Genomic DNA, 23,586 nt, shown 5'->3' with positions numbered 1-23,586 from the left:
GGATGAATATGTCCGAAAATAAATTAACTGTTCAAGGAATGTCTTGCGCACATTGTGTTCATGCGATCGAAAGCAATGTGGGGAAATTGGATGGAGTCGAATCTGTGAAGGTCAATTTGGAAGCAGAACAAGTTGAGATCAGCTATGACGGAAATGCTGTCTCACTTGAAGAAATTGCTGATACGATTGAAGACCAGGGATATGACGTAGTCAAATAATGAAAAAAAGGAAATCATGCGCATAAAAGCACGATTTCCTTTTTTATTCAAGAAGTTTGTATTCCAGTTAATATCATTCACTTATTGGAAAATTATCGAATTTAATTGTAATCATGAGACATCGTTGTTATCTTTAGTTTATAATCAGGATAGTTTTTTATATGTCTATTAACTTGCGAAAATCTTTTAAAAATGAGGTGTCTAAGTGAGCAAAAAGCAACTTGCGAAAAAGCAATCACCTTTAAAAATCGCTGTTATAATCACGCTGACTTTATTTGTATTAATTGTAGCTTTGGTGGTTATTAAAAACTCCGGTTCTGAGGACGGGGAAGCAGGAAGCTTCGACACTCCTCCTTCACTTGAAGGACAACCTGTTATGGGGGAGGAAAGTGCGCCTGTAACAGTGACGGTTTTTGGAGATTATATGTGCCCTTCATGTAAGGCATGGGAAATGGACATTTTCCCTCAGCTTGAAAAAGATTATATTACAACAGGTGATGTAAAGTTATCTGCTGTTAATGTGCTTTTTCATGGCCAGGATTCAGAGACAGCAGCTTTGGCTTCGGAACAGGTTCTTGCGGAAGATCCAAAGTCTTTTTGGGATTTTCACCATAAGGTTTTCGAATCTCAGGCTGAGCATGGGGAAAAATGGGTGACTCCAAATAAAATGGCTGAAATAGCGGAAGAAACAACTTCCGTTGATCCGGATGAGTTAGTCGACAAGCTTTCGGCCAAGACGTTTGCCGAGCAATTACAAACGGATACAGAATTGTATAAGAAATATAATGTTCAATCGACCCCAACCATTATGATAAACGGCAAAACAGTCAATGAAGTCTTTGATTACAATAAAATTAAAGAAATGATCGATGAAGAACTGGGGAATGCGAAATGAACAAGAACCCTGTCTTCTTATATATTGCATGGGTCGTAGCAATGACAGCTGTTCTCGGAAGCCTATACTTTAGTGAAATTCGCAAATTTATTCCTTGCGAGCTCTGCTGGTATCAGCGGATCTTCATGTATCCTTTAGCCTTTTTGCTAGGAATTGCAACCTTTCGACATGACTTTAGGATCAAAGTATACATACTTCCTTTGTCAATCATTGGCGGCTGCATATCACTGATGCATTATCTCGAGCAAAAGGTCCCGGGGTTTGGAGGGCTCAGGCCGTGCGTGAACGGTGTCCCGTGTAATTCATCCTATATTAACTGGTTTGGTTTTATAACCATTCCTTTTCTAGCACTCATCGCATTTATTTTAATTACGGTTTTTATGTTTTTGATAAACGGTAAAAAAGAAAGCTGATGCTCCTGACTTCGGGAGCATAGCTTATCATAGTAATAATTTCATATGAAGCTCATCATGGTACCTGTTTTTATATTTTATTGCTTGTTTTTCGCAGCCAAAGACTTCAAATCCTGCAGATTCATAGAGTTTTTTGGCAGATTTGTTTGATTTCAATACACTTAGAGTAATTTGTTCAAGGCCTTCTAGCTTTTTCGCATGCTCAATTACTGCATAAAGGACTGCTTTTCCAATGCCTTTCCCTCGGTAAGCAGGAGATGTGTATACTGCTAGAAGTGCAGCTTTATGGTTAAATTTAATCATTTCTTGACGGAGAATACTTGCAGCACTAATAAGAGTGGCTTCATAAAATGCACCTACGGTAAAGGACTTTTCGGTTGGGACTAACCTTTGTTTGTACTGATGTAACAGCTCTTTCATGCTGTTTTGCATGGTTTCTTCATACGTTGAACCAAATGCATCAGGATCCTGAAGTAATGCCTCCAGCCTTAACTCCAAATACCTATCTGCGTCATCTCTGTCTAAGACTCTAATATTATCGTAAGCCATTTTGCACTTTCTCCTAAGTATTTCTTAAATAATGAACAATGTTAGTTCATAGTTACCTTTTTTTGCTGTATTTCTTATGCTAATATTAATTATTGTATCAGATAATATTAATGATTTCTGCTGTTCTTTAGCACATGCTCCTTCCAAAGGAGAGTGCCTATTATCTTATGAATTATTTCCATGTAAAGGAAATAAAAAAAGTGTGGAAAAATGAATCGTAAATTGGTAACGTTATGATGAGAAATGTCAAAATGCAAAAATGGTCGAGGCATCCAGTGAACGAAGAGATATAGAGGCATTCAATTGACGAAAACTACACACTAAATTATGGAGAAACCGATATTATAGTAAGAAGCAGCAGCTAAATGTGACTTAAAATGAAAAGCCTTGCAAACGGTTAAATATGAAATTTTATCATTGGTAGCAATCATGTATTTATATAAGATTATTGTGAATCAGTTTCGTCAGAATAATTCTTGCGTCTCTAGGTTGCAATGCATGAAGAATAATGTTGCTTGGCCATTACTAATTTGATTAGGGGGAAAACAAAATATGTATTTAGGCGCTATAGAAGCTGGAGGAACGAAATTTGTCTGCGCAGTGGCAAATGCTGCTGGCGAAATCATTAAAGAAACGAAATTCCCTACTGAAACACCGGAAAAAACGATGAGTCAGATCGAATTATTTTTCAATGAATTTTCACTTTCATCATTAGGAGTGGGCGCTTTCGGTCCAATCTCTGTCGCGGAGGATCAAGAAAATTACGGTTATATTACGAATACTCCAAAAAAAGCATGGGTCAATTACCCATTTATTCCTGAGCTAAAAAAACGCCTGGGTACTCCTGTATATTTTACGACTGATGTTAATGCAGCCGCGTTAGGGGAACTGAAAAAGGGAGCAGCAAAAGGTCTCGGCAGCTGCATGTATATTACAGTTGGCACAGGAATTGGCGCTGGAGCCGTGATTGGCGGAAAGCTGGTTCAAGGCCATACGCATCCTGAAATGGGGCATGTGTTAGTACGTCGTCATCCTCAAGACACTTTTAAAGGCACCTGTCCTTCTCATAACGATTGCTTGGAAGGATTGGCTGCAGGTCCTGCCATTGAACAAAGGTGGGGCAAACCGGGGAAAGATTTAGCAGATCAACCATTAGTTTGGGAGATAGAAGCCGATTATCTTGCTCAAGGTTTGATGCAGTACATTCTGATTTTATCTCCTGAAAAAATTATTATGGGCGGCGGCGTGATGAAGCAATCTCATCTGTTTCCGTTGATTTTTGAAAAGCTGAAAGGCTACGTGAATAACTATATTGACCTTCCGGAACTTGAGTCATACATTGTCTCTCCAGGCCTAGGAGATCATGCAGGAATTTACGGCGCTATTGAACTTGCTAAAGAGGCTAACGAAGCATCCTTGGTAAAATAAGAAAGCAGCTTAGCTGCTTTCTTTTTCGTACCTTATGTTGCCCACGTGATACAAGGCTATACACGAGTATCAATTCCATTTTACTCTGTGTATATTATCTTAATAAAAGAACCAAATTAAACATGTATCACAATTCATTATATGAGGTGATCATAATGGGTTTTTTTAATATAGGTAAGGGCAAGTCAAACGGGAAAGACAAGCAAGCATTGACTGGAGCACTTAAAGACGCTTCTGCCGCTTTGAAAGGCGATCCTCTTCAAGAAGCAATTAATAAGAAACAAAACAAATAAGCATGTGACAACTTGCAGAAATCTTCTGCAAGTTGTTTTTGTAGAAAAACATTCCATTGACAGCTTCCTTTACTTCTGGTAGCCTCACATAGGTGGTTGTTTTACAACTAATAAAATCCTCACTCGGACTTGGTGAGGTAGAGGTTGCATGGATGATTAGTCGTATGCTTCGAGACTTGTGAGGTTGATGAAAGCATATAAAAGGCATCCGTGCCGAAGCATGAAGATTTCACAGGTTTTTGTGCTGGGTCTGTACCTGAAAAAGGGCAGGACTGCCGCGGTTACGGTGCGGAGAGCTATCCGGAGGTCAGGAGTGTATGTGCAGCATGGACTTTTGTTTGTTCATGCTTTTTATAATGCGTTAAAGGCTTTACGTACCGTATACGTTCAGGAAAAATTGGAGGTATACGATGCAAAACAATAAATGGGGTTTTTGGTTATTAACAGCAATAGTTGTTGGCAACATGGTAGGCTCTGGAGTCTTCATGCTGCCGAGCACTCTAGCTAATACAGCCAGTCCGTTAGGGGCATTATACGCTTGGCTTGTGACTGGCTTTGGTGTCCTTATGATTGCCCTTGTGTTTGGTCAATTATCGATTCGAAGGCCGGATTTAGCGGGCGGTCCGCAAAACTATGCCAGAGCTATTTTTTCTGATCCGAAAAAAGGAAAACTGGCAAGCTTTACAATGGTTTGGGGCTACTGGGTAGCCAACTGGATCAGCAATGTTGCCGTTGTGACAAGTTTGGCGGGATATATTACGACGTTTATCCCCATCTTGACTGACAAAAGGGTCTTATTTGAGACTGGCGACATGGAAATCCAATTAGGGCAGCTGCTTACCTTCCTGCTGTGTACCATATTATTATGGGGAACACATATAATACTTGTTACCAGCTTCAATGCAGCCGGCAAGATCAACTTTTTGACGACTTTTGCCAAAGTGGCTGGTTTCGCATTATTCATTATCGCAGGTCTGTTCGTATTCCAGACTGAAAATTTTAATGGATTTTACTATCCGGTCGAAGGTGAGAGCGGAACGGTTTTAGGCTTGGGGGCGCAGGTACACAATGCAGCCATATCAACTTTATGGGCATTTGTAGGCATTGAATCTGCGGTTATTTTATCCGGGAGAGCTTCTTCTCAGCGTGATGTAAAGCGTGCTACTGTTACCGGACTTATTATTGCTCTTTGCATTTATCTTATCATCACACTTATTACAATGGGGGCTTTGCCGGTCGAGGTCCTTCGGGCTTCTGATAAGCCGTTCGTAGATGTGTTGGCAGTTCTGATCGGGAGCTTAGGGGGAGTCATAATGGGAATCTTGGCCATTATGTGTCTGGCGGGTTCCATGTTAGGATGGATCTTGCTCAGTTCCGAGTTGCCTTATCAATCTGCAAAAGCAGGGGACTTTCCAACTTTTTTTGCTAAAGTGAACCGAAAGGGGAGCCCTGCTAACTCCTTGCTGATCACGAATTTGATGTCGCAAATTTTTATTTTTTCAACGATTTCCGGCACGATCAGCCAGGCATTTGATTTTTTAACGACCTCGGCAACGCTTGCGTATTTAATACCTTACTTGGTTTCGGCCATCTACTTTCTAAAGATCGTGTTTAAAGGTGAAACCTATTCCGAGCTGGAAGGCTCCCGAATAAAAGATGGCGCTATTGCCTTATTGGCAATCGTTTATTCCTTATGGGTCATTGCGACAGGAACTGCAGATATGATTACCTTTGGACTTGGAGTCGGCTTATTTTTAGCCGGAGTCATCATTTATCCATTTGCGGTAAAAAAATTCGCAGCAAAATAATAATATAATTTTCACAAAAAACGCTGAGGTTTCAGCGTTTTTTGTTTTGCGAAAATCGGCAGAATCTATTTAAGTGCGCTTGCTTCCGTAAAGAAGGTCATCCAAATCAGGCTCATCAACCTCTATCCGAAAAACATCAATTCTTTCATTAACTAACGCTCTGACTACTACGGGAATGTAGTAATCGTATTGGATCGAAATGGAAAGCGCGTGATTTGTCCAGTAAAGAATTTCAGCAAATTGGGAAATCAGCGGGATCAAAGTTTGTTTTTCTTTATTTGTTACTTTGGATAGCTTAAATGAGGCTGTAATGGAATGCCCGTATGCTGCATATAGGTCTTCTTTGCTTCCCTCTTTTATCATCCTTCCATTTTGCATAAGCGAAATGGTTGTACAAAGATTGGCAAGTTCATCTAATTTTTCAAAGGCCATAATAATCGTTTTTCCTTGCAATTTCAGCTCCTCAATGAATTGGTGAATATAACGAACTGAAGTGTCGCCAAGACCCTGTGTCGGTTCATCAAAGAGAAGCACCTCCGGATCGTGTACGATGGATTGTACTAGTAGCAGCCTCTTTTGCATATCCCTCGTATATTTATCAACCTTCACGTATGCCGCATCGTAAAGATTGACAGCCCGCAATAGTTCTAAGCATTTATCTTCGCTGGCACGCTTCTTTTGCCGAGATGAAAAATTCAACAAATGATTCATTCCCGTTAAATGGTGATGAATTTCAGAATGTTCGTTATAGACTCCGAGCCTTTGCTGGACACTTTTATCCCCGGACGGCTTATTAAAAAGGAAAACCTCTCCTGAGCTTGGAGAAGAAGAGCCGGCAAGAAGATTCAATAATGTCGATTTTCCCGCTCCGCGGTTTCCGCAAATTCCATAAGTACCACCTTTGGATACTGAGAAAGTGACATCGCTTACTGCGGCTTTACTCTGATAAAATTTGGTAAGATACTGAGTCTTGATGATTGTCATTCGTACACCTCCTCTATTACATGTGTTGTACTTATCATAGCGAATAGGATTTACCCGTAGCTGAAGTTTGCTTTAAAGTTTCCTTAAATAAGATTTAGGTTCGTGACAAGGATACGTTCAATGGTATGATTGATACATGGAACATGATAGAAAGGAAAGAATACAATGGAAAATGCACGAATTCTAATCGTCGATGACGAAGAAGCTATCGTACAAATGGTAGAGCGTGTTTTAAAAAAAGAAGGGTTCGAGCAAGTCATTAGTGCTGTGAATGCTGTAGATGCTTTGGAAATTGTTAAAGCAAAGAAAGTGGATTTGATTCTGCTCGACGTGATGATGCCTGGGCAATCAGGTTTTGAGATTTGTCCGCAGATCCGCCAGCATACGAAGGCACCAATCTTTTTTTTAACAGCAAAGACATCAGATCTAGACAAGCTGTCTGGATTTGCGTATGGAGCGGATGATTACATAACAAAACCTTTTAATCCATTGGAACTGGTAGCAAGAATCAAAGCCCATTTGAAACGGACGTATATAACAATTCAAGAAGAACCGCGACAAGTTCCAGATGATGATTTATATTCATATGATCACTTTATATTAAAGCCAGATTCCGCCGAGCTCATCGTCGCTGGTGAATCAGTCGGCTGCTCTGCCCAGCTGTTACAGCTCCTGCAGTATTTTTGTGATCATCCGAATCGTGTCTTATCTAAGGATCAGCTTTATGAAAGAGTATGGGGATCGCCTTCCTATGGCGACAATAATACAGTGATGGTTCATATAAGGAAGCTAAGGGAGAAAATAGAGGTCAATGCCAGTGATCCGAAATATATCGTTACTGTCAGAGGGCTTGGATACAAATTTATTCCGAAAAGAAAGCAGAATTAATCCCTATGAAACTAAGAACAAAGCTAGTATTTTTAATTATTGGCCAAGTATTTTTAATGTTGGTGGTAGTCGGCTTCGTTTTGGCATTTGCAACAACGAGATTTGTATTGGACATAATTGAAAATGATACAAGAAGCGGCTTGACGCGAGCCACCCCTGAATCTTTTGAGATGTGGATTGAAAAAGATCAGGAGGAATCCTTTCATGTTACGCCCGTTTTAAAAGAAATTGTCGACAAGGAAGAAGGCTTTCTGGTTCTTTTAAATAAAAACCAGGAGATCGTTTATTCTTACGGGAAAAAAGGAAATCTTCCAAAAACGATTAGTAATGAAGATTTGAACACTATTTATCAAAAGGAAAAATTAAATGGCGCAAAAATATATTATTGGTCTGCTTCCATCTCCGATAATGAATATATCGTGCTTTACGGGAAAGAACCTAAAAGTGAGTTCATATTAAATTATATTAAAGAACATGAAAAATCCCGCACGTCCTTAGATTCATTTGATCCTTCCACCCTTGTGTATATAAAGGATTTAAAAGGCTCTGTCTATCTTTTTGATCAAAATGGCAAGTATATTGATGATATTAATGGAAGCGCGAATTTGAAAAAAGGGATACGAGAAATTGATTTGCTTTCCTATACTTCTAAGCCTTGGAATTATAAGAATGAAATATCTTATGAAACGTTGGATAATGGCAGCGTGATGGTTACTGCCGTTCCCAACCTGTCCTATTTTCCCGATGATGATTTTAATCGGATCCTTTCGTTTTCTGCATTAAAGAATTTTCTTATTATTATCTGTTTCTTATTTTTCGTCATAGTTTTGTTCGCTTTATGGTATTCCTTCCGTTTTGGAGCGCCCATTTTTCATACGATTCGCTGGGTATACAATTTAGCTAAAGGAAACTTTTACGAGCCCCTGAATCGGAAAGGGAGGCCGGTGAGCAAAAAGAAGAACGGAAAAGTGAAGCAGCCATACCGGCTTTTCAACGAGGTTATCGTGTCGCTTGAAAAGCTGACAGCAACGCTTGAAACCAATGAAAAAAACCGGAATAAAATACAAACTACTCGAGAGGAATGGATCGCCGGTCTGTCCCATGATTTAAAGACGCCGCTCAGCACAATTTATGGAAATGCGATGATGCTAGAATCCGACCAATACGAATGGTCGAAGGACGAGGTCCGGGAAATGGGCCAAGTCATGCGGGAAAAATCGGAATATATGTCCGAATTAATCGAGGATTTAAATTTAACCTATAGATTAAAAAATGATGCGATTCCAGTTGATCGAGAGAAAACCGATCTCGTCTTTTTTTTAAAAGAATTAATTGAGCATTACGAGAGGACGCCTTTCCTGGATGAGTTTTATTTGCATTTCCATCACAACAAAGAAAAAGTCGTTTTCTCGATAGATCAGGCTTGGTTTAAGCGGATTATAGATAACCTGGTTGCCAATGGGGTAAAACATAATGATCTGGGAACACGCATTTCGGTGATTCTCCACGAAGATATGGATGACATTACGTTAATTATTAAAGATAACGGAAAAGGAATGTCGCAGGAGCATGTCGCTAATTTGTTCAATCGTTATTATAAGGGGACAAATACGAAGGACCCGTCAGTTGGTTCTGGACTTGGGCTTGCTATTACAAAAGAGCTCGTCCATATCCATAATGGAACGATTAATGTGGAAAGCAAGGAAGGAGCAGGAACCTCCATCATTATGCAGTTCAATAAGAATAAGTGATTGAATATTGAATAAGCTTTGAATGGGAAACCTCTCAATTATCCCGGGCTGTAAGACCCCCGCCTCAGGTGATTTTGAAAATCTAAGGAAGCAGGTGGGGGATGTAATGTACAAAGGTGAATTACGCAGTGCGTTCAGTTGCAACCGCCTTCACTGGCATATTCTATATGTTGTAACTCCAGCTGATTGAAGAAAAGATGAACTAGAGGTGAAAATATGGATGCGACTTTGACATTTGATGCGAGAGCTCTTCTTGGAGAAGGGCCAGTATGGGATCCGGATTCTTCCAAACTGTATTGGACGGATATATTGAGAGGGGAGCTTCACGTCTTTGATCCGGAAACAAATGAAGATGTAATACACCGCTTTAATTCCTTTGTCACAGCAATCTCAAGATATCAAAAAGACAAGCTTGTACTCGTAATGAAAGATGGGTTCTACTTATTTGATTTAGTGCAGAAGCAGTTGACGCTTTTAAAAAAGCCGGAACAGATGGAACATTCACTGCGGTTTAATGATGGGAAATGCGATCCTGCAGGACGTTTGTGGGCCGGTACGATGAGTATGGAAGGGAAAAAAGAAAAAGGTGCCTTCTATCGTTTGGAAAAAGACTTACAGCTCACGACTATAATTGAGCCGGTAAGTATCTCAAACGGATTAGACTGGGACCGGGAAAAACATGTATTTTATTATATAGATACTCCCACAATGGAAATCAAGCAGTTTCAATATGATCCTGAAACAGGTAACCTTTCGAATCAAGAAGTTGTATATCGTTTCGAGGAGGATGCCGGATACCCTGACGGAATGACGATCGATCAAGAAGGGAATCTCTGGGTCGCTCTTTTTGGCGGCGGGAAAGCAGTGAAGATCGACCCCGGCAAAAAAGAATGGATCGATACCATTTATCTTCCGGTTCCACATGTCACATGCTGCGCTTTCGGAGGAACGAATATGAAAACCTTATTCATTACGACGGCTTCCATTCCTTTATCTGAGAAAGAAAGAGGGGATAATCCGCATGCGGGAAGCCTATTTTCTGTTGAGCTTCAAGTGGGTGGCTTCACGCCAGAATCGTTTAAATGTAACGCTCAAATTTAGAAATGGGTGTATAAAATCAAATGATGGTCGGATAAACCGACTCGATTCTTTTTTATATCAATATAATTCTGTGAATACAAAGATAAAATTCAAAAGAACAAAATAGAACTACTCTATAAACGTTATAATAGACCTATTTGCACTAGTTATTATCCAAGTTCATGCAACTATTATTTATATAGAGTAAAAGTATATATGGCTAATCATTTATCCTTGAGACGGGATAATAACAATATTAAATTTTTATGAAGGAGTGCAGGAATGAAACTTTACACTCGAACGGGAGACCAAGGACAAACGAGTCTTATTGGCGGAAGAGTCTCGAAGGATGACATCAGAGTCGAAAGCTATGGAACGATAGACGAGCTAAATAGTTTTATCGGGCTGGCAGCGGCTGAGCTAGAGAATAAAATCACGAGCGAGATTAAGGAAGAACTCTTTAAAATCCAGCTTGAGCTGTTTGATTGCGGAGGAGAGTTAGCCAACGTTTCAAAAACAAAAGAAGGAATGCTGAAGGAAGAATACGTGGAATTCCTGGAACAGCGTATTGATGAGTATACAAAAGAGGCACCTCCGCTGGAACGGTTTATTTTGCCCGGAGGCTCAAAAGCTTCCGCCTATGTTCACGCTGCCAGAACGATTGCAAGAAGAGCGGAAAGGCAAATCGTCAGGCTGATGAATAGCGAAGAAATTCCTAGTGTTACCTTAAAATATATCAACAGGCTTTCCGACTACTTGTTTGCCGTCGCACGAGTTATCAATTTCAGATTACATGTAAAAGATGTGGAGTATGAAAGAGGTGCGATTGTGTTTCGAGACCGTGATGAGAAAGAGGAATAGGTCTATCGATTTGGAAAAAGGAAAACCGGCACTGTATACATTGATATGGAACGAATCGGATCTAGTATTCGAGAATTTGCCGTTACAAAAAGGTGGCAGCAGTTTATTTAATGCAGCCACCTTCATCTATTTATTGACTCCAGCTCATGGATGTTATTCCATAGCATTTGAGTCATATGGCTGAAGGATTTAATCGTATTTATTTCGCGTTTGTCTTCAAGCGTGATCAAGGAGGTTTTTACCGTGACTTTTTCGTCGAATAAACGAATGGCAACAAGCTTATTTTCTTGAAGTTCTTGTTTTACAAAGCTGCTTGTCATCACTCCTAGTCCCATTTGGTTCAAAATCCCCTGCTTGATCGCTTTTTCACTCTCCACTAGAATCGTATGCTTCGGAAGAAACGGAAGCCTGTTAATATATCTGTTTAGCATGTCTTGAAAGTAGCCGCTTATTCGATGTTCAAGAAAAGGCAGCTCGGATAAAAGGTGATTTAATCCATATTTATCATAAAGAGTCATGCTGACAACTAGAAGCATTTCCTCTTCCTCAAGAAGCAAGTTTCTTAGCCCCTTTTCGCTCACCTCACCGGCAATCACTCCGATATCATACTCGCTGTTTAATAAGCCCTTTATCACGTCATTAGTCGATCTTGTGAGCAGCTGGATCTCAGCCTTGGGAAAATTTTTTAAGTATTCTGTTGTAATTGGCAGTAAGTAATTCGAACAGTAAACTTCCGCTGCTGCTATCACTAGCTTGGAGTTCGGCTGGGACAAATTGAGGAATTCGGTTTCTATCTTTTCCACGTGGGAAAAGATCTGGTCGCTATGCGTTTTTAATAGTTTTCCTGCTGGAGTCAGAATTAACTTTTTTCCAATACGAAAAAATAGCTGTTGGTTTAATTCTTGTTCCAGGACTTGGATTTGTGAGCTAACTGTTGGCTGAGTAAAATTTAAAGCTTGAGCCGTTTTGGTAAAATTTAAATTTTCCGCAGCAACTTGAAATGTTTTCAATTGACGTAATTCCATTGAACTCTCTCCATCCCTATTGATTAATCAACTAATGATATAGAGGTATACTGGTTAATGCAAAACTGCTGTTAGGAAATATAACATAGAATATCCCTATTATCATCATTAATTCCTTCAATTTTCTAAAAAGTTTGATAAATGATAGATTGATAATAATTAACGAAAGGGAGGGATACGATGAGTACACTCGATGTCGTGTTAATAATATTCTACTTTTTAGTTATTGTAGGAGTGGGCGTTATAGGGACAAGAAAAATTAAAACATCGGAAACCTATGCCGTCGCTGAACGAAATTTAGGATTTTTTATGTATCTTTCTTGTTTATCGGCAGTCATTCTGGGAGGAGCCTCTACGATCGGAACAGCCAAGCTCGGTTATACTTTAGGCATTTCTGACGCGTGGCTGGTGATTATGATTGGACTGGGTACCCTGTGTCTTGCTTACTTTCTATCAAACAAGCTTTTTGGCATGAAGGTGCTGACGATCAGTGAAATGCTTTTTCGCAGATACAATGGAGAAACGAGGGTTCTCAGCGCAATTGTGGCTTGTATTTATACAGCGATGCTTGTGATCACTCAAGTTATTGGGATGGGAACGATATTAAATGTTTTTCTTGGCTGGGGAATGGTTCCCTCTATTCTATTAAGCGGCGGAATTGTTCTCGTATATACGATGTTAGGAGGCATGTGGTCGATTACAATGACCGATGTTATACAGTTTTGTATTATGACTGTCGGAATCTTTTTTATTATGCTGCCATTCAGCTTATCTCAAGCAGGAGGCTGGGATGGCCTGACTGAAGCAATCCCTGAGGCTTATATGGATTGGACGAACATTGGCTGGCCGACAATTTTTCAGTACTTCCTTCTTTATACTCTAGGGATGCTTGTTGGACAGGATTTATGGCAAAGAACATTTACTGCGAGAAATTTGCGGATTTCAAAAGCGGGCGGAATTGGTGCCGGTATCTACAGTATTTTTTACGCAGTAGCCGTGGCTATAATCGGAATGTGTGCCTACGTGGCATTTCCTAATCTTGACGATTCACAAAGCGTATTTGCCCACATGGCGCTAAACGTTCTCCCACCTGGTTTTATGGGACTTGTTTTGACAGCAGTCCTATCTGCACTTATGTCGACTGCCTCTGGAACACTGCTTGCTTCATCAACGTTAATTGTCAACGATATTCTAAAACCGCTTATTGGCGGACAAAAAATTCTGTTTCTTTCTCGTCTGATTACGTTGATTGTCGGGATATTGATAATTATTTGCTCAATTTGGATACAAGATGTGCTGATCGCATTGGATATCGCGTATGCCATTTTATCAGGAGCTATGTTCTTTCCGATTATCCTTGGCTTCTTCTGGAAGCGAGCATCAGCAAAAGCAGCCTTTATCTCAATGTTGGTTAGTACGGTTGTCATAATTGGGGGACTTTTTTTCAAAGGAACGACATCTACTGATCCGATTTTATACGGGCTTGCCGCCAGCTTGATCAGATCATTGCTTTTTCTTATCTGTATCCGGATAAAAAAGGCAGAACACAATACTTTCAAGAGAAAGGACAAAACGAGAGTAAAGAAGCACTATAACGAATCAGAAAGGGAGAAAAAAATGCCATTTCCAACACAAGAATTTTTAGCAGAAAGTTTACTGACTGAATCATTTAAAGAACCGAATACACTTCACACCGTTTGGGGGGAGAAATGGGGAGCTTCTTCCTATGTCGGACAGATTAAAAAAGTCCTTTTGCACCGCCCGGGGAACGAACTTGCACTCTTGAAACAGATGACCTATGAAGAAAGTGTGGATGCACTTGTATTGCGGGATGAAAACAATCAAATCGTCAGCTATCTAAATGGAAAAGAGCCGATCAATACAGATCTGTTGCAAGCCCAGCATGATCAGCTGAGAAAAACGCTGGAAGCTTGCGGAGCAGAGGTGGTAGATTTGGATTTTACGTCTCCTTTACATACGAAATCGATTTATACAAGAGATATCGGCCTAGTCGTACCTGGAGGGGTTATTTTGACCAGATTTGCTCTCCGAATGAGACAAGGAGAGGAAAAAGCAGCTTACCAAACCTTTGCGAAACTCGGAATGCCTGTTCTCGCAACAATTCAAGGCGATGGATTCGTCGAAGGCGGCAGTTTTGCCATGCTGGATTCAAAAACTGCGATTATCGGCCGGTCCATCAGAATCAACCAATCGGGCATAGATCAATTAAGGCAGATTCTTTCATGGCAGGGAATTGATCTAATCGTCATTGATGTTCCCGCTGACCGGATCCATTTGGACGAAATGTATGTACTCATTGATGAAAATACCGCACTTGTCGAGCCTGCACGCCTGCCTCACTGGTTTCTCGAGGAGCTTCGTGCAAGGGGCATTAAGCTGATCTACACAGATCCGGATGACCCGGAACGTACGACAAATTGCCTGGCAGTTTCTCCGGGAAAGGTTCTAATGACTGCAGATGCGCCGCGAACTGCGGATATTTTATCGGAAAATGGCATCGAAGTGCTGCCTGTCGATATATCGGAAATCCGGAAAATGGGCGGCGGAATTCACTGTTCCACGCTTCCTTTAATTAGAGAAGATGAATCATGAAAATGGGAAAAATGAAAAGAAGAAACTCCTGTTGTCTTATACAGTGTACGATAATTAAAGAGATCTGCTGCTAAAGGAGCATAGTAGAGGATTACAAATTGATCTTAAAGATTTGGAAGTATTCATTAAAAACGATATATCCATTTTAAAGTGGTAAGAGAATCTGTTTCTCAAGGATGTTCGGCTCACCCTCTACCACTCTGAAGATATAGGGGGTGAGCTTCATATCATTTTGTTATTTTTTTTGCAGGTGAATCCTTTTTTAGATTAAAATCATATTTATTCGCATTTTTATATCGAGGATCTAAATATTTGGATGGTGCATCACTTTTTGAAGCGATTTTGAAATCCGGAAATGAAGTATATTCTTCATCTTTCCATATCCAAATACCAGTTTTGCCTTTTTCCTTATGAAATACATTCTTTAATAGTTTATTGTCTTGATTGGTAGTAAAATAGTTGGCGATAAATAAACGAGACGGTCCAGCGGTTAAAATATTTTTTTCTATCACATTGTTTTTTGTATCATGCTGTATTAAAAGCTGTCCTCCATCTAGCTCTTTCGTGTCGTTTCGATAAATAATATTTTGAGAGATCGTAGAATTTATCGTACCTCCCCGATTTTCATCATACCCGCCAATCGATATCCCGGTGTAAAAGTTGTTATAAATAGTATTGTTTATAATGTTAATATGATCAGCATATTTTTTAGCATGCTCAGAGGTTGCTTCAATTCCGATATCGTTATTATAAATGGTATTCTTTTCGATGGTTATATTTTTTCCGCCATCAACGTAAATTCCGCCTGCCGTATAATCTTCTCCATAAGCAGGGTTACCATAAGAGGAAATTTCATAAACTTTATTATTTTTTACTGCACCATTTCGTACATAGTCGGTCTTTTTATTATTAGAAGTACCTTCAAAGCCGATTAGATCAATTCCGATATTGTTACTTCGGCGAACTAGATTATTTTCCACTTTGAATCCGTTAATATCTCCATTAAGAACAAGAGCCTCACTCGAACCGAGTATTAAATCTTCCACTGTATTGTTCAAAATGTTTAGGTCTTTCATTGGGCCAGTTCCATATATAGCGATTCCGTGGCCATTCCCATCATCTGCATGTGTCTCTATCCTCTGCACATGATTATTTTCTAATGTAATATGGCTGCTAGAGCCTGTTACGTAAATTCCTATAACTGTTTCATCTGCTAAATCAGTTATTAAATCCTGTATAGTCAATCCCTTGATTGTAAGATAATTTTTATTGTTAATATTGACTAAGGATGTTGTTCCTCCAACATTCTTTACACTCTTTCCGCTAAGAACAACCTTTTCATTTTTGTAGGCTTGAAAAACAATTGGTTTTGATTTTGTGCCATTATGTTTGACGACAATCTTTTCATGATAGGTTCCTTTGCGTATAAAAACGGCGGTACCAGCTTTAGCTTCTGAAGCAGCTTTTTTTAGTGTGCGGAATGGCTTCGATTTTGTGCCGTTATTTTGATCATTTCCGTTTATAGCTACGTATATATCCCTATCCTGTTTTGCGTTAGATTGGTTAAAAACAAAAACAATTATGATAGCAGCTGCAGCCAAGAGGATAACAACTATTTTTTTCATTATCATAGTTCCTTTGAAAAATATTTTTGAAGTTGAATTTTGGATGCCGTGTTGTTTATTTTATTATAGCCTAGAATAAATACTAATCTATATAATATTCAGTTTCATTTTATATTTTAAGAACGGTATCTTATCACTATCTAGGGAATAAATGTACCGTAATCTAACGGAATAAAGAAAGAAGTTAATGAAAGAAAGCGGATAGTAATATGGTATGATGTCAGTTTATGTTTTCTCATGAAAATCACTTTTGGCTTTCTTTTCTTTGATAAGTTCACACCTTCCTCTTTGGGTTCTCGAGGAACGTCGAGCAAGAGGCCTAAAGCTAATTTACATAGGTCCGAATAACTTGGAATGTACGACATATTGCCTTACTGTTTTGCCGAGAAAAGTCATCATGGCTGCAGATACTCCGAGAACCGCAAGATCACTGGGATCGAAGTGTTACCCGTTGATATATCAAAAATTAGAAAAATGGGCGGGGGAATTCACTGTTCCAGATTGCCTTTAATAAGAGAAGAATACTAAAAGGATGGCTTGGCTTTTCATCAAACAAAGCCGGGTTATTCATGTGAAATAATCTAATATTTTTTGGTTCGGAAGTCACGGTTTTGGCTAGTATTGTTACATTACCTTACTTATTAGGTGAATAATTCATTTTTGTAAGTAAAATGGTGCAGTATAGTTTGTTCATCAATTTCCGAAGGGAGAGGTTTTTTGGAACAGTTTCTTGAATGGCTTGTCGGAATCGTGTGGAGTTCTCCGCTAGTGTGGCTTTGTGCAGTTATTGGATTGCTGTTAACCGGGTTAACTGGTTTTGTACAATTGAGATATTTAAAAGATATGATCATTCAAACGTTTACTGGAAAAAGCTCTAAGGAAGGCGTATCGTCTTTCCAGGCGATATCAATAGCTCTATCCGGACGTGTTGGTACCGGAAATATTGCTGGAGTCGCCGCAGCAATCTATGCAGGAGGTCCTGGAGCTGTTTTTTGGATGTGGTTTATCGGCTTTGTTGGAGCGGCAAGTTCGTTTGCTGAATCGACGTTAGGTCAGATATATAAAAAGCAAGAGTCCGGTCAATATCGCGGAGGACCTGCTTATTACATTGATAAAGCCCTTGGATTAAGATGGTATGCAGTCATTTTTGCGATTGCTGCTATGATTGCGACCGCACTGTTTGCTCCAGGGATCCAGGCAAACTCTATTTCTTCCGGCTTGAAGGAGGCTTTTGGTGTTCCTAATGTTGTATCAGGGATAGTGATGACTGCTATATTAGCATTAATCATTATTGGCGGGGTGAAAAGCATAGCTTCTGTTGCACAGTTTGTCGTCCCTTTCATGGCGGTTGGCTATATTTTAGTTTCGTTAATCGTTATCGGCTTAAATATTGAACAAGTGCCCGCCGTTTTGGAATTGATTTTTTCCAGTGCATTTGGGGCAAATGCTATGTTTGGAGGAATTGTCGGTACCGCTATTTCCTTTGGTATACAGCGCGGGGTATATTCGAACGAAGCAGGACAGGGAACCGGACCGCATGCTGCTGCTGCAGCAGAAGTTTCCCATCCGGTGAAGCAAGGGCTGGTCCAGGCATTTTCGATCTATATTGATACCTTATTTGTTTGTTCTGCAACAGCATTAATGATTTTATTTACTAACAGTTTTAATACGGTAGATGCTGGAGGAAATCCGATTGCAAGCAATGTTTTAGGAGCGGACGGGGCATTAATTGAAGGAACAGCCCAATATACCCAGGAGGCTGTCGAAAGCGTGATTCCGGGGTTTGGTTCGGGATTTGTTGCCATTGCCCTATGTTTTTTCGCGTTCACGACGATCATGGCTCAATATTACATTGCAGAAACAAATATGGTCTATATATTAAAAGGAAAATTCAATAAGATCTTTGCCTTAATTTTAAAGTTAGCCTTAATAGCCACCACTCTGATTGGTGCTTTGTGGGAAACAGGAGTAACCTGGCTTTTAGCAGATCTGGGCGTCGGCATGATGGCCTGGCTTAATCTTATAGCACTCCTGTTTCTCATCAAACCGGTGCTGCGTGCTTTAAAAGATTACAGAGAACAAAAGCTGCAAGGATTGGATCCGATTTTCACACCGAGTAAGCTGGGAATCAAAAATGCGGATTATTGGGAAAAGGAGTATGTGAAGAAGAGAAAAAGGATTTCATAATAAGTACAAGACAAGATAAGGTGAAGAAGGGCTCTATAGCAGCTCTTCTTTTTATGTTTAGCTAAGTTTGGAACTGCTCTACAAGCGTGGAAAGCACACGAAGGAGACGAATGATTTCTCAAGCGGGCAGAAAAAAAGAGAAAGTGGTCACAATAAATTCGGAAGTGGTCGCAATAAAATGTAAAGCGGTCGCAATCATTCCCGAAGCGGGCACATGAGCCCCGGGATGAACGGATATATCGTTATCTCCTTGCCGCTGAATACAGAAAAAACTGAGCTGTCTGCCACCAACTGGCGGTATTGTTTTGGCTAAGAGTCTGTCCTCCTATACGACCCTGGTCTTATCTTAAAATCCTTCTCTGTCTCGTTTTATAGGCTTTTAATTTTGACTATAGTTAAGTCAAGGAACGAGAAAGGAGGGACACACGTGAAAATTAGCGGCAAATCCATAATCGGCATCGTCTTGATTTTGTTTGGACTTTCTCTCTTCTTTGGAGGCGGAAGTTTTGGAGGGCTGATTGCAATCGCTGTTTCTGCAGGACTGCTGTACTACGGGGCAAAACGCTGGAGCAGAGGACATAAAATTTCCGGGATCATCCTGATTCTGTTTGGAATTTGCTTTGTAACCGGATCACTCCCGTTTATTTTAGGATTGGCTTTGGCGGCCGGGCTGATTTATTTCGGTTGGAAAATGATCAAGGATGAATCAAAAGAAGCAGATCCGATCATCCATTCACATAAAGAAGACACCGTTTACCAATCAAACTTTGATTCAGAATGGGAAGATTTTTTGAAAAAAAATAAATAACAGGAGGAACGAAAACATGGTACTTAAACGAATGAGAGATATGTTCGTCGCTCAAATCAATGAAGGACTGGATAAGGTAGAAAACCCGAGGGTTATGCTGAATCAATATGTAAGGGACATGGAAAGCGATATTGCTAAAGCGAAGCATATCATTATCGAGCAACAAACGATTGAGCGGGGCTTTAAGAAGAAATTCGAGGAAGCAGAACAATTAGAGACTAAACGCAGAAATCAAGCGCAGCTCGCTTTTGATGCCGGCGAAGAAGAGCTTGCCCGTAAAGCCTTAGCTGAAATGAAATATTACGAAGAAAAAGCGAAGGAACATAAAGAAAGCTATGAACTGGCAAAGAATCAAGTGAAAGAACTGAAAAACCAGCTGGAGACACTTGAAGGGAAGCTTCAGGATCTTAAGGATAAAAAGCATGCATTAATTGCACGCGCGAATGCGGTGAAAGCAAAGGAACATTTAAATGCATCATTTAACAGGATTGATAGCGAAAGTGCATATCGGGAATTTATGCGAATGGAAAACAGAATAGAAGAAATGGAAATTAAGGTGAACAGCTTTGCTGACATTTCCGGTTCAAGCTCCTTCACGAATCTCGAATATGCTGGCGAAGTAGAGAAAGAGATTGAAAAAATGAAAGCGAAGAAAAAGGATAATGGCGAGCTTCTGGCAAGCAAGCAGTAATCGCAATGAATGGGGGGCTGGCTTTAGCCTCCTACCCCTGTCTTGAAATAATAGTTTCAATGCAAACGAACATTCCTTATAATAAGGATGACTCATAAAAAATGAGGGATACTATGAAAAAACTTGTCGGGAATCTGATGATATTATTCGGCATCTTACTATTGGTCTTTCTTGTCTTCCGGGACGGCTTTTTTTTCTTGATTAGTCCGGGAGAGAGTAATACTACTGCCTCTGCTGATGTTAGTGATATTGACGAGATTGAGGTTTCTTCAAGGAGTACGAACGTTGATATTGTCGGAGAAGAGCGTGATGACATTTACGCTGAATTGCATGGCGGCAAAAATATCAGCTTGGATGCGAGTGAAAGCGGAGGGAAGCTTTCTCTTAACGTAAAGCATAAGGGTTTGTCTTTCTTTTCGTTCTTTCAAGATCATAAGCTGGTCGTGCATGTCCCGGCCGAGTACAAAGAAAACCTGTCTGCCGATCTCACAAGCGGCAATTTGCGATTATCAGCAGATCATCAATTAAGCTTAGATCAGCTCTCTTTGGAAACGAGCAGCGGGAATATTAAAGTGGACGAAGTAGATGCAAAAGAATTGAATGTAAAAGGAACTTCAGGAAACATTGGATTATCAGATATCAACGCTTCAAATTCAACATTAAGGACTACATCTGGAAATATAGAAATTGAAAACCTGACCGGAAAAATTCATTCGAAACTGACTAGCGGAAATGTTACAGTCAGCTTAAATGAATTGACAAACGATCTCCAATTTCAATTAACCTCCGGGGAACTGAGCCTCTCTTTGCCTGAAGACGCGGATATCGCTCTCGAAGCAAATACCACCAGCGGAGACATCAGCCATTCTTTTGATTTTGACAAAATTGAGTCTGATGAAAATAAACTGAAGGCCTCAAAAGGAAAGGCAAACCATAACGTATCAATTTCGGTCACAAGCGGTGATGTAGAGATTGATGGGCAATAATTCACAGAAAGGAGCGGGGCCGCTTGCGTCTAACTAAGAAAAAGCTACTTGGGCTTCTTGTAATACTTTTCGGGATAAGTGTCTTTATGCAAAATAGTGGTCTGGGTGACGCAGTGTTCTGGCCGCTCTGTTTTTTAATTGCAGGATACTTTTTCCATAAATATTCCCACCGATTACTCGGATCAGTCATGTATGTCTTTGCTGGATTGCTCTTCGTAAAATCGTTATTCAGCATCACCTTTAATCTTTTCGGGTACCTTTTCGCTGCTTTTCTCATTTATGCAGGATATCGTTTAGTTACGAATCAGCCCGTTTTTGCTCAAAAGGAAAAAACAAAGGAACCATCAAAAAAAGTGGATCTGACGAAAAAGAAATCAGAACCGGTGAACCATACAATTCCGACAGCCAATCGCAACTTTTTTATCGGAGAAGTCAGGTTAATGAAAAATCCTTTTGATCTTACAGATCTAAATATTTCCGGTTTTATCGGCGATGTGAAGATTGACCTCTCGAAAGCCATCGTTCCTGAGGGTGAAAGCACGATTGTCATAAGCGGGATTATTGGCGATATTGATATTTATGTGCCGGCTGACTTGGAGGTGGCAATCACCTCATCGGCATTTGTGGGTGATATGGATATAATTGGAGACAGAAGCAGCGGATTAAGCAGCAAAATCCATGCGTCATCTTCTAACTACAACAACAGTTCAAGGAAAGTGAAAATATCTATTTCATTGTTTATCGGGGATGTGGACGTGAGATATTTATGACAAGAAAAATACTTTCCAATATCCAATGGAGATCGGTAAGGATGTATTTGGGTGCGAGTTTTTTTGTCATGAGCGCCATAACCGTACTTTTGTTTTTTTATTATCAGCTTGATCCAAGCCTGCTTTTGTCATCAAAATGGTTTGGTGTTCCGTTTTTCGCCATCCTGCTCATGATCTGTGTTTTCATTGGCTTTGGTTCTGGGTATATTTTCGGTAATGATTTGAAGAATCGCTTGGAAAAGTTAATTGAATCCATATTAAAATTTGAAAATGGGAATTTTGCCTATCGGCTCCCTGCGCTTGGCGATGACGAAATCGGAATGGTGGCAGACCAGTTAAACGAAATGGCTAAGAGAGTCGAGCTTCAAGTGGCATCACTTCAAAAGCTGTCTAACGAACGTGCTGAGTGGCAAATCCAAATGAAAAAATCTGTCGTGTCAGAAGAACGGCAAAAGCTTGCAAGAGACCTGCACGATGTCGTAAGCCAGCAGCTGTTCGCCATATCGATGATGACATCTGCAATACTCGAATCGACGACCGGCTTAAATGAGAAAGTGGCAAAGCGCATGAAATTAGTAGAAGGGATGGCTGCGAATGCTCAAAATGAAATGAGGGCGCTCCTCATGCATTTAAGGCCGGTGACTCTGGAGGGCAAAGGATTAAAAGAAGGACTTTTTGAGCTGTTGCAAGAATTCAAAGAAAAAGAGACTCTTGAGATTGACTGGGAGCTCGAAGACATCCAGTATCTATCAAAAGGAGTAGAAGACCAGCTGTTCCGGATTGTTCAAGAAGCACTATCAAATGTGTTTCGCCACTCGAAAGCCTCGAAGGTTACAGTTCGCCTTTTAGCAAGAAACAGCCAGGTTCAGCTAAAGGTCATTGATAATGGAATCGGATTTAAAATGGACGACATCAAAACTTCTTCTTACGGGTTGAATTCGATTCGTGAACGGGCAAGTGAAGTAGGAGGAGTCGCAGAAATCATTTCGTTTGAAACGAAAGGAACGCAAATTGATGTCAAGGTTCCTATCTATAAGGAGAGGAGTGAACATGTTGATACGGGTACTGTTGATTGATGATCATGAGATGGTTAGAATGGGGTTGGCAGCATTTTTAGAAGCGCAGTCTGACATTGAAGTAGTTGGCGAAGCATCAGATGGGGAGACTGGAGTGAAAATGGCTGTTGATCTAAAACCAGACGTCATCCTTATGGATCTGGTCATGGAGGGCATGGATGGAATAGAGGCGACAAAAAAGATTTGCAGCCAAATGGAAAACGCAAAAATCATCGTGTTAACGAGCTTTATTGACGATGATAAGGTTTATCCTGTCATTGAAGCCGGAGCTCTCAGTTACTTGTTAAAAACTTCAAAAGCAAAGGATATTGCCGAAGCGATCAGATCTGCAAGCATTGGAGAACCGAAGCTTGAGGCAAAGGTCGCGGGAAAAGTCCTGTCCAGATTGCGTCATTCCTCTTCAGAGCAGCCGCTCCATCATTCATTGACAGCCAGAGAGCTGGAAATACTTCGTCTCTTGGCTGAAGGCAAAACAAACAAAGATATTTCAGAGGACCTTTACATAACGATAAAAACAGTGAAAACTCACGTAACGAATATTTTATCTAAGCTTGAGGTGGCAGACCGAACCCAGGCAGCCATTTACGCTCACCGGAATAAGATTGTACAATAAATAAAGGCCTTCCAAACTATAGGA

General features: G+C 40.2%; 22 protein-coding genes and 1 riboswitch. Of the genes, 18 read left to right on the top strand and 4 right to left on the bottom strand.

The window, feature by feature from the left end; genetic code table 11:
• Nucleotides 1–8: 8 nt before the first annotated feature.
• From copZ to AM592_RS12670, 3 genes are all read left to right on the top strand, one after another.
• On the top strand, nt 9–218 hold the full coding sequence (gene copZ / locus AM592_RS12680; RefSeq protein ID WP_053604123.1) for a copper chaperone CopZ: 210 nt from the start codon (nt 9–11) through the stop codon (nt 216–218).
• Between the two features lie 205 nt (nt 219–423).
• Complete coding sequence (locus AM592_RS12675) at nt 424–1,113, top strand: DsbA family protein (RefSeq protein WP_053604122.1); 690 nt, start codon at nt 424–426, stop codon at nt 1,111–1,113.
• Complete coding sequence (locus tag AM592_RS12670) at nt 1,110–1,526, top strand: disulfide oxidoreductase (RefSeq protein ID WP_053604121.1); 417 nt, start codon at nt 1,110–1,112, stop codon at nt 1,524–1,526. Before AM592_RS12675 ends, AM592_RS12670 begins: the two co-directional genes overlap by 4 nt.
• 27 nt (nt 1,527–1,553) lie before the next feature.
• Here the strand turns inward: AM592_RS12670 and AM592_RS12665 are convergent, their stop codons facing one another.
• Nucleotides 1,554–2,075: a GNAT family N-acetyltransferase gene (locus tag AM592_RS12665; RefSeq protein WP_053604120.1), complete on the bottom strand. Its 522-nt coding sequence runs from the start codon at nt 2,073–2,075 to the stop codon at nt 1,554–1,556.
• 552 nt (nt 2,076–2,627) lie between these two features.
• Here AM592_RS12665 and AM592_RS12660 point away from each other — a divergent pair.
• The 3 genes from AM592_RS12660 (at nt 2,628) to AM592_RS12645 (ending at nt 5,604) form a co-directional block, all read left to right on the top strand.
• Nucleotides 2,628–3,503, top strand: coding sequence for an ROK family protein (locus AM592_RS12660; RefSeq protein ID WP_053604119.1), 876 nt, complete (start codon nt 2,628–2,630; stop codon nt 3,501–3,503).
• A gap of 155 nt (nt 3,504–3,658) precedes the next feature.
• Nucleotides 3,659–3,796, top strand: a complete 138-nt coding sequence (gene sspJ / locus AM592_RS12655; protein ID WP_053604118.1) for a small acid-soluble spore protein SspJ — start codon at nt 3,659–3,661, stop codon at nt 3,794–3,796.
• Nucleotides 3,797–3,926: 130 nt separating this feature from the next.
• Nucleotides 3,927–4,103, top strand: a riboswitch (Lysine riboswitch).
• A 103-nt stretch (nt 4,104–4,206) separates the two neighbouring features.
• The gene (locus AM592_RS12645) at nt 4,207–5,604 is read left to right on the top strand and encodes an amino acid permease (protein WP_053604116.1); all 1,398 of its coding nucleotides are present in this window, start codon (nt 4,207–4,209) and stop codon (nt 5,602–5,604) included.
• A gap of 69 nt (nt 5,605–5,673) precedes the next feature.
• Here AM592_RS12645 and AM592_RS12640 read toward each other — a convergent pair whose 3' ends face one another.
• Nucleotides 5,674–6,588, bottom strand: a complete 915-nt coding sequence (locus AM592_RS12640) for an ATP-binding cassette domain-containing protein (protein ID WP_053604115.1) — start codon at nt 6,586–6,588, stop codon at nt 5,674–5,676.
• A 165-nt stretch (nt 6,589–6,753) separates the two neighbouring features.
• On the opposite strand from AM592_RS12640, the gene AM592_RS12635 reads away from it, so the two are divergent.
• The 4 genes from AM592_RS12635 (at nt 6,754) to AM592_RS12620 (ending at nt 11,168) form a co-directional block, all read left to right on the top strand.
• The gene (locus AM592_RS12635; RefSeq protein ID WP_053604114.1) at nt 6,754–7,476 is read left to right on the top strand and encodes a response regulator transcription factor; all 723 of its coding nucleotides are present in this window, start codon (nt 6,754–6,756) and stop codon (nt 7,474–7,476) included.
• A 5-nt stretch (nt 7,477–7,481) separates the two neighbouring features.
• Nucleotides 7,482–9,227, top strand: a complete 1,746-nt coding sequence (locus AM592_RS12630; protein ID WP_053604113.1) for a HAMP domain-containing sensor histidine kinase — start codon at nt 7,482–7,484, stop codon at nt 9,225–9,227.
• 216 nt (nt 9,228–9,443) lie between these two features.
• Nucleotides 9,444–10,328, top strand: a complete 885-nt coding sequence (locus AM592_RS12625) for an SMP-30/gluconolactonase/LRE family protein (RefSeq protein WP_053604112.1) — start codon at nt 9,444–9,446, stop codon at nt 10,326–10,328.
• A 261-nt stretch (nt 10,329–10,589) separates the two neighbouring features.
• Nucleotides 10,590–11,168, top strand: coding sequence for a cob(I)yrinic acid a,c-diamide adenosyltransferase (locus tag AM592_RS12620; protein WP_053604111.1), 579 nt, complete (start codon nt 10,590–10,592; stop codon nt 11,166–11,168).
• A 122-nt stretch (nt 11,169–11,290) separates the two neighbouring features.
• Here AM592_RS12620 and AM592_RS12615 read toward each other — a convergent pair whose 3' ends face one another.
• Nucleotides 11,291–12,193, bottom strand: coding sequence for a LysR family transcriptional regulator (locus AM592_RS12615; RefSeq protein WP_053604110.1), 903 nt, complete (start codon nt 12,191–12,193; stop codon nt 11,291–11,293).
• 180 nt (nt 12,194–12,373) lie between these two features.
• Here AM592_RS12615 and AM592_RS24660 point away from each other — a divergent pair, with 180 nt between their 5' ends.
• A complete protein-coding gene (locus AM592_RS24660) occupies nt 12,374–14,806 on the top strand; it encodes a sodium:solute symporter family transporter (protein ID WP_225970223.1) in 2,433 nt (810 codons plus the stop codon).
• A 227-nt stretch (nt 14,807–15,033) separates the two neighbouring features.
• On the opposite strand, the gene AM592_RS12600 is transcribed toward AM592_RS24660, so the two are convergent.
• The gene (locus AM592_RS12600; RefSeq protein WP_053604108.1) at nt 15,034–16,431 is read right to left on the bottom strand and encodes a right-handed parallel beta-helix repeat-containing protein; all 1,398 of its coding nucleotides are present in this window, start codon (nt 16,429–16,431) and stop codon (nt 15,034–15,036) included.
• 717 nt (nt 16,432–17,148) lie between these two features.
• Here AM592_RS12600 and AM592_RS12595 point away from each other — a divergent pair.
• The 7 genes from AM592_RS12595 to AM592_RS12565 all read left to right on the top strand — a co-directional run bounded on the left by AM592_RS12595 (nt 17,149) and on the right by AM592_RS12565 (nt 23,562).
• Nucleotides 17,149–18,618: an alanine/glycine:cation symporter family protein gene (locus AM592_RS12595; protein WP_053604107.1), complete on the top strand. Its 1,470-nt coding sequence runs from the start codon at nt 17,149–17,151 to the stop codon at nt 18,616–18,618.
• Between the two features lie 427 nt (nt 18,619–19,045).
• The gene (locus AM592_RS12590; RefSeq protein ID WP_053604106.1) at nt 19,046–19,426 is read left to right on the top strand and encodes a protein liaI; all 381 of its coding nucleotides are present in this window, start codon (nt 19,046–19,048) and stop codon (nt 19,424–19,426) included.
• 16 nt (nt 19,427–19,442) lie between these two features.
• Nucleotides 19,443–20,117 (top strand): stress responsive protein LiaH, encoded by a 675-nt coding sequence (gene liaH / locus AM592_RS12585; protein WP_053604105.1) that lies wholly within the window; start codon nt 19,443–19,445, stop codon nt 20,115–20,117.
• A 113-nt stretch (nt 20,118–20,230) separates the two neighbouring features.
• A complete protein-coding gene (gene liaG, locus AM592_RS12580) occupies nt 20,231–21,103 on the top strand; it encodes a LiaG family protein (RefSeq protein ID WP_053604104.1) in 873 nt (290 codons plus the stop codon).
• A gap of 86 nt (nt 21,104–21,189) precedes the next feature.
• A complete protein-coding gene (gene liaF / locus AM592_RS12575; RefSeq protein WP_098945311.1) occupies nt 21,190–21,873 on the top strand; it encodes a cell wall-active antibiotics response protein LiaF in 684 nt (227 codons plus the stop codon).
• Nucleotides 21,870–22,949 (top strand): two-component system sensor histidine kinase LiaS, encoded by a 1,080-nt coding sequence (gene liaS / locus AM592_RS12570; protein ID WP_053604102.1) that lies wholly within the window; start codon nt 21,870–21,872, stop codon nt 22,947–22,949. Before liaF ends, liaS begins: the two co-directional genes overlap by 4 nt.
• On the top strand, nt 22,927–23,562 hold the full coding sequence (locus tag AM592_RS12565) for a two-component system response regulator LiaR (protein WP_053606104.1): 636 nt from the start codon (nt 22,927–22,929) through the stop codon (nt 23,560–23,562). Before liaS ends, AM592_RS12565 begins: the two co-directional genes overlap by 23 nt.
• The last annotated feature ends 24 nt before the right edge of the window (nt 23,563–23,586 follow it).

It is taken from the genome of Bacillus gobiensis (genome assembly GCF_001278705.1).
Classification (GTDB): domain Bacteria; phylum Bacillota; class Bacilli; order Bacillales; family Bacillaceae; genus Bacillus; species Bacillus gobiensis.
The sequence above is the reverse complement of the archived record's forward strand: the minus strand, read 5'-3'. Positions and strand labels throughout refer to the sequence as shown.

Coding starts and splice junctions, on each gene's coding strand:
- copZ (WP_053604123.1), top strand. CDS start 9: ATGTCCGAAAATAAATTAACTGTTCAAGGAATGTCTTGCGCACATTGT.
- AM592_RS12670 (WP_053604121.1), top strand. CDS start 1,110: ATGAACAAGAACCCTGTCTTCTTATATATTGCATGGGTCGTAGCAATG.
- AM592_RS12665 (WP_053604120.1), bottom strand. CDS start 2,075: ATGGCTTACGATAATATTAGAGTCTTAGACAGAGATGACGCAGATAGG.
- AM592_RS12660 (WP_053604119.1), top strand. CDS start 2,628: ATGTATTTAGGCGCTATAGAAGCTGGAGGAACGAAATTTGTCTGCGCA.
- sspJ (WP_053604118.1), top strand. CDS start 3,659: ATGGGTTTTTTTAATATAGGTAAGGGCAAGTCAAACGGGAAAGACAAG.
- AM592_RS12645 (WP_053604116.1), top strand. CDS start 4,207: ATGCAAAACAATAAATGGGGTTTTTGGTTATTAACAGCAATAGTTGTT.
- AM592_RS12640 (WP_053604115.1), bottom strand. CDS start 6,588: ATGACAATCATCAAGACTCAGTATCTTACCAAATTTTATCAGAGTAAA.
- AM592_RS12635 (WP_053604114.1), top strand. CDS start 6,754: ATGGAAAATGCACGAATTCTAATCGTCGATGACGAAGAAGCTATCGTA.
- AM592_RS12630 (WP_053604113.1), top strand. CDS start 7,482: ATGAAACTAAGAACAAAGCTAGTATTTTTAATTATTGGCCAAGTATTT.
- AM592_RS12625 (WP_053604112.1), top strand. CDS start 9,444: ATGGATGCGACTTTGACATTTGATGCGAGAGCTCTTCTTGGAGAAGGG.
- AM592_RS12620 (WP_053604111.1), top strand. CDS start 10,590: ATGAAACTTTACACTCGAACGGGAGACCAAGGACAAACGAGTCTTATT.
- AM592_RS12615 (WP_053604110.1), bottom strand. CDS start 12,193: ATGGAATTACGTCAATTGAAAACATTTCAAGTTGCTGCGGAAAATTTA.
- AM592_RS24660 (WP_225970223.1), top strand. CDS start 12,374: ATGAGTACACTCGATGTCGTGTTAATAATATTCTACTTTTTAGTTATT.
- AM592_RS12600 (WP_053604108.1), bottom strand. CDS start 16,431: ATGAAAAAAATAGTTGTTATCCTCTTGGCTGCAGCTGCTATCATAATT.
- liaH (WP_053604105.1), top strand. CDS start 19,443: ATGGTACTTAAACGAATGAGAGATATGTTCGTCGCTCAAATCAATGAA.
- liaG (WP_053604104.1), top strand. CDS start 20,231: ATGAAAAAACTTGTCGGGAATCTGATGATATTATTCGGCATCTTACTA.
- liaF (WP_098945311.1), top strand. CDS start 21,190: ATGCAAAATAGTGGTCTGGGTGACGCAGTGTTCTGGCCGCTCTGTTTT.
- liaS (WP_053604102.1), top strand. CDS start 21,870: ATGACAAGAAAAATACTTTCCAATATCCAATGGAGATCGGTAAGGATG.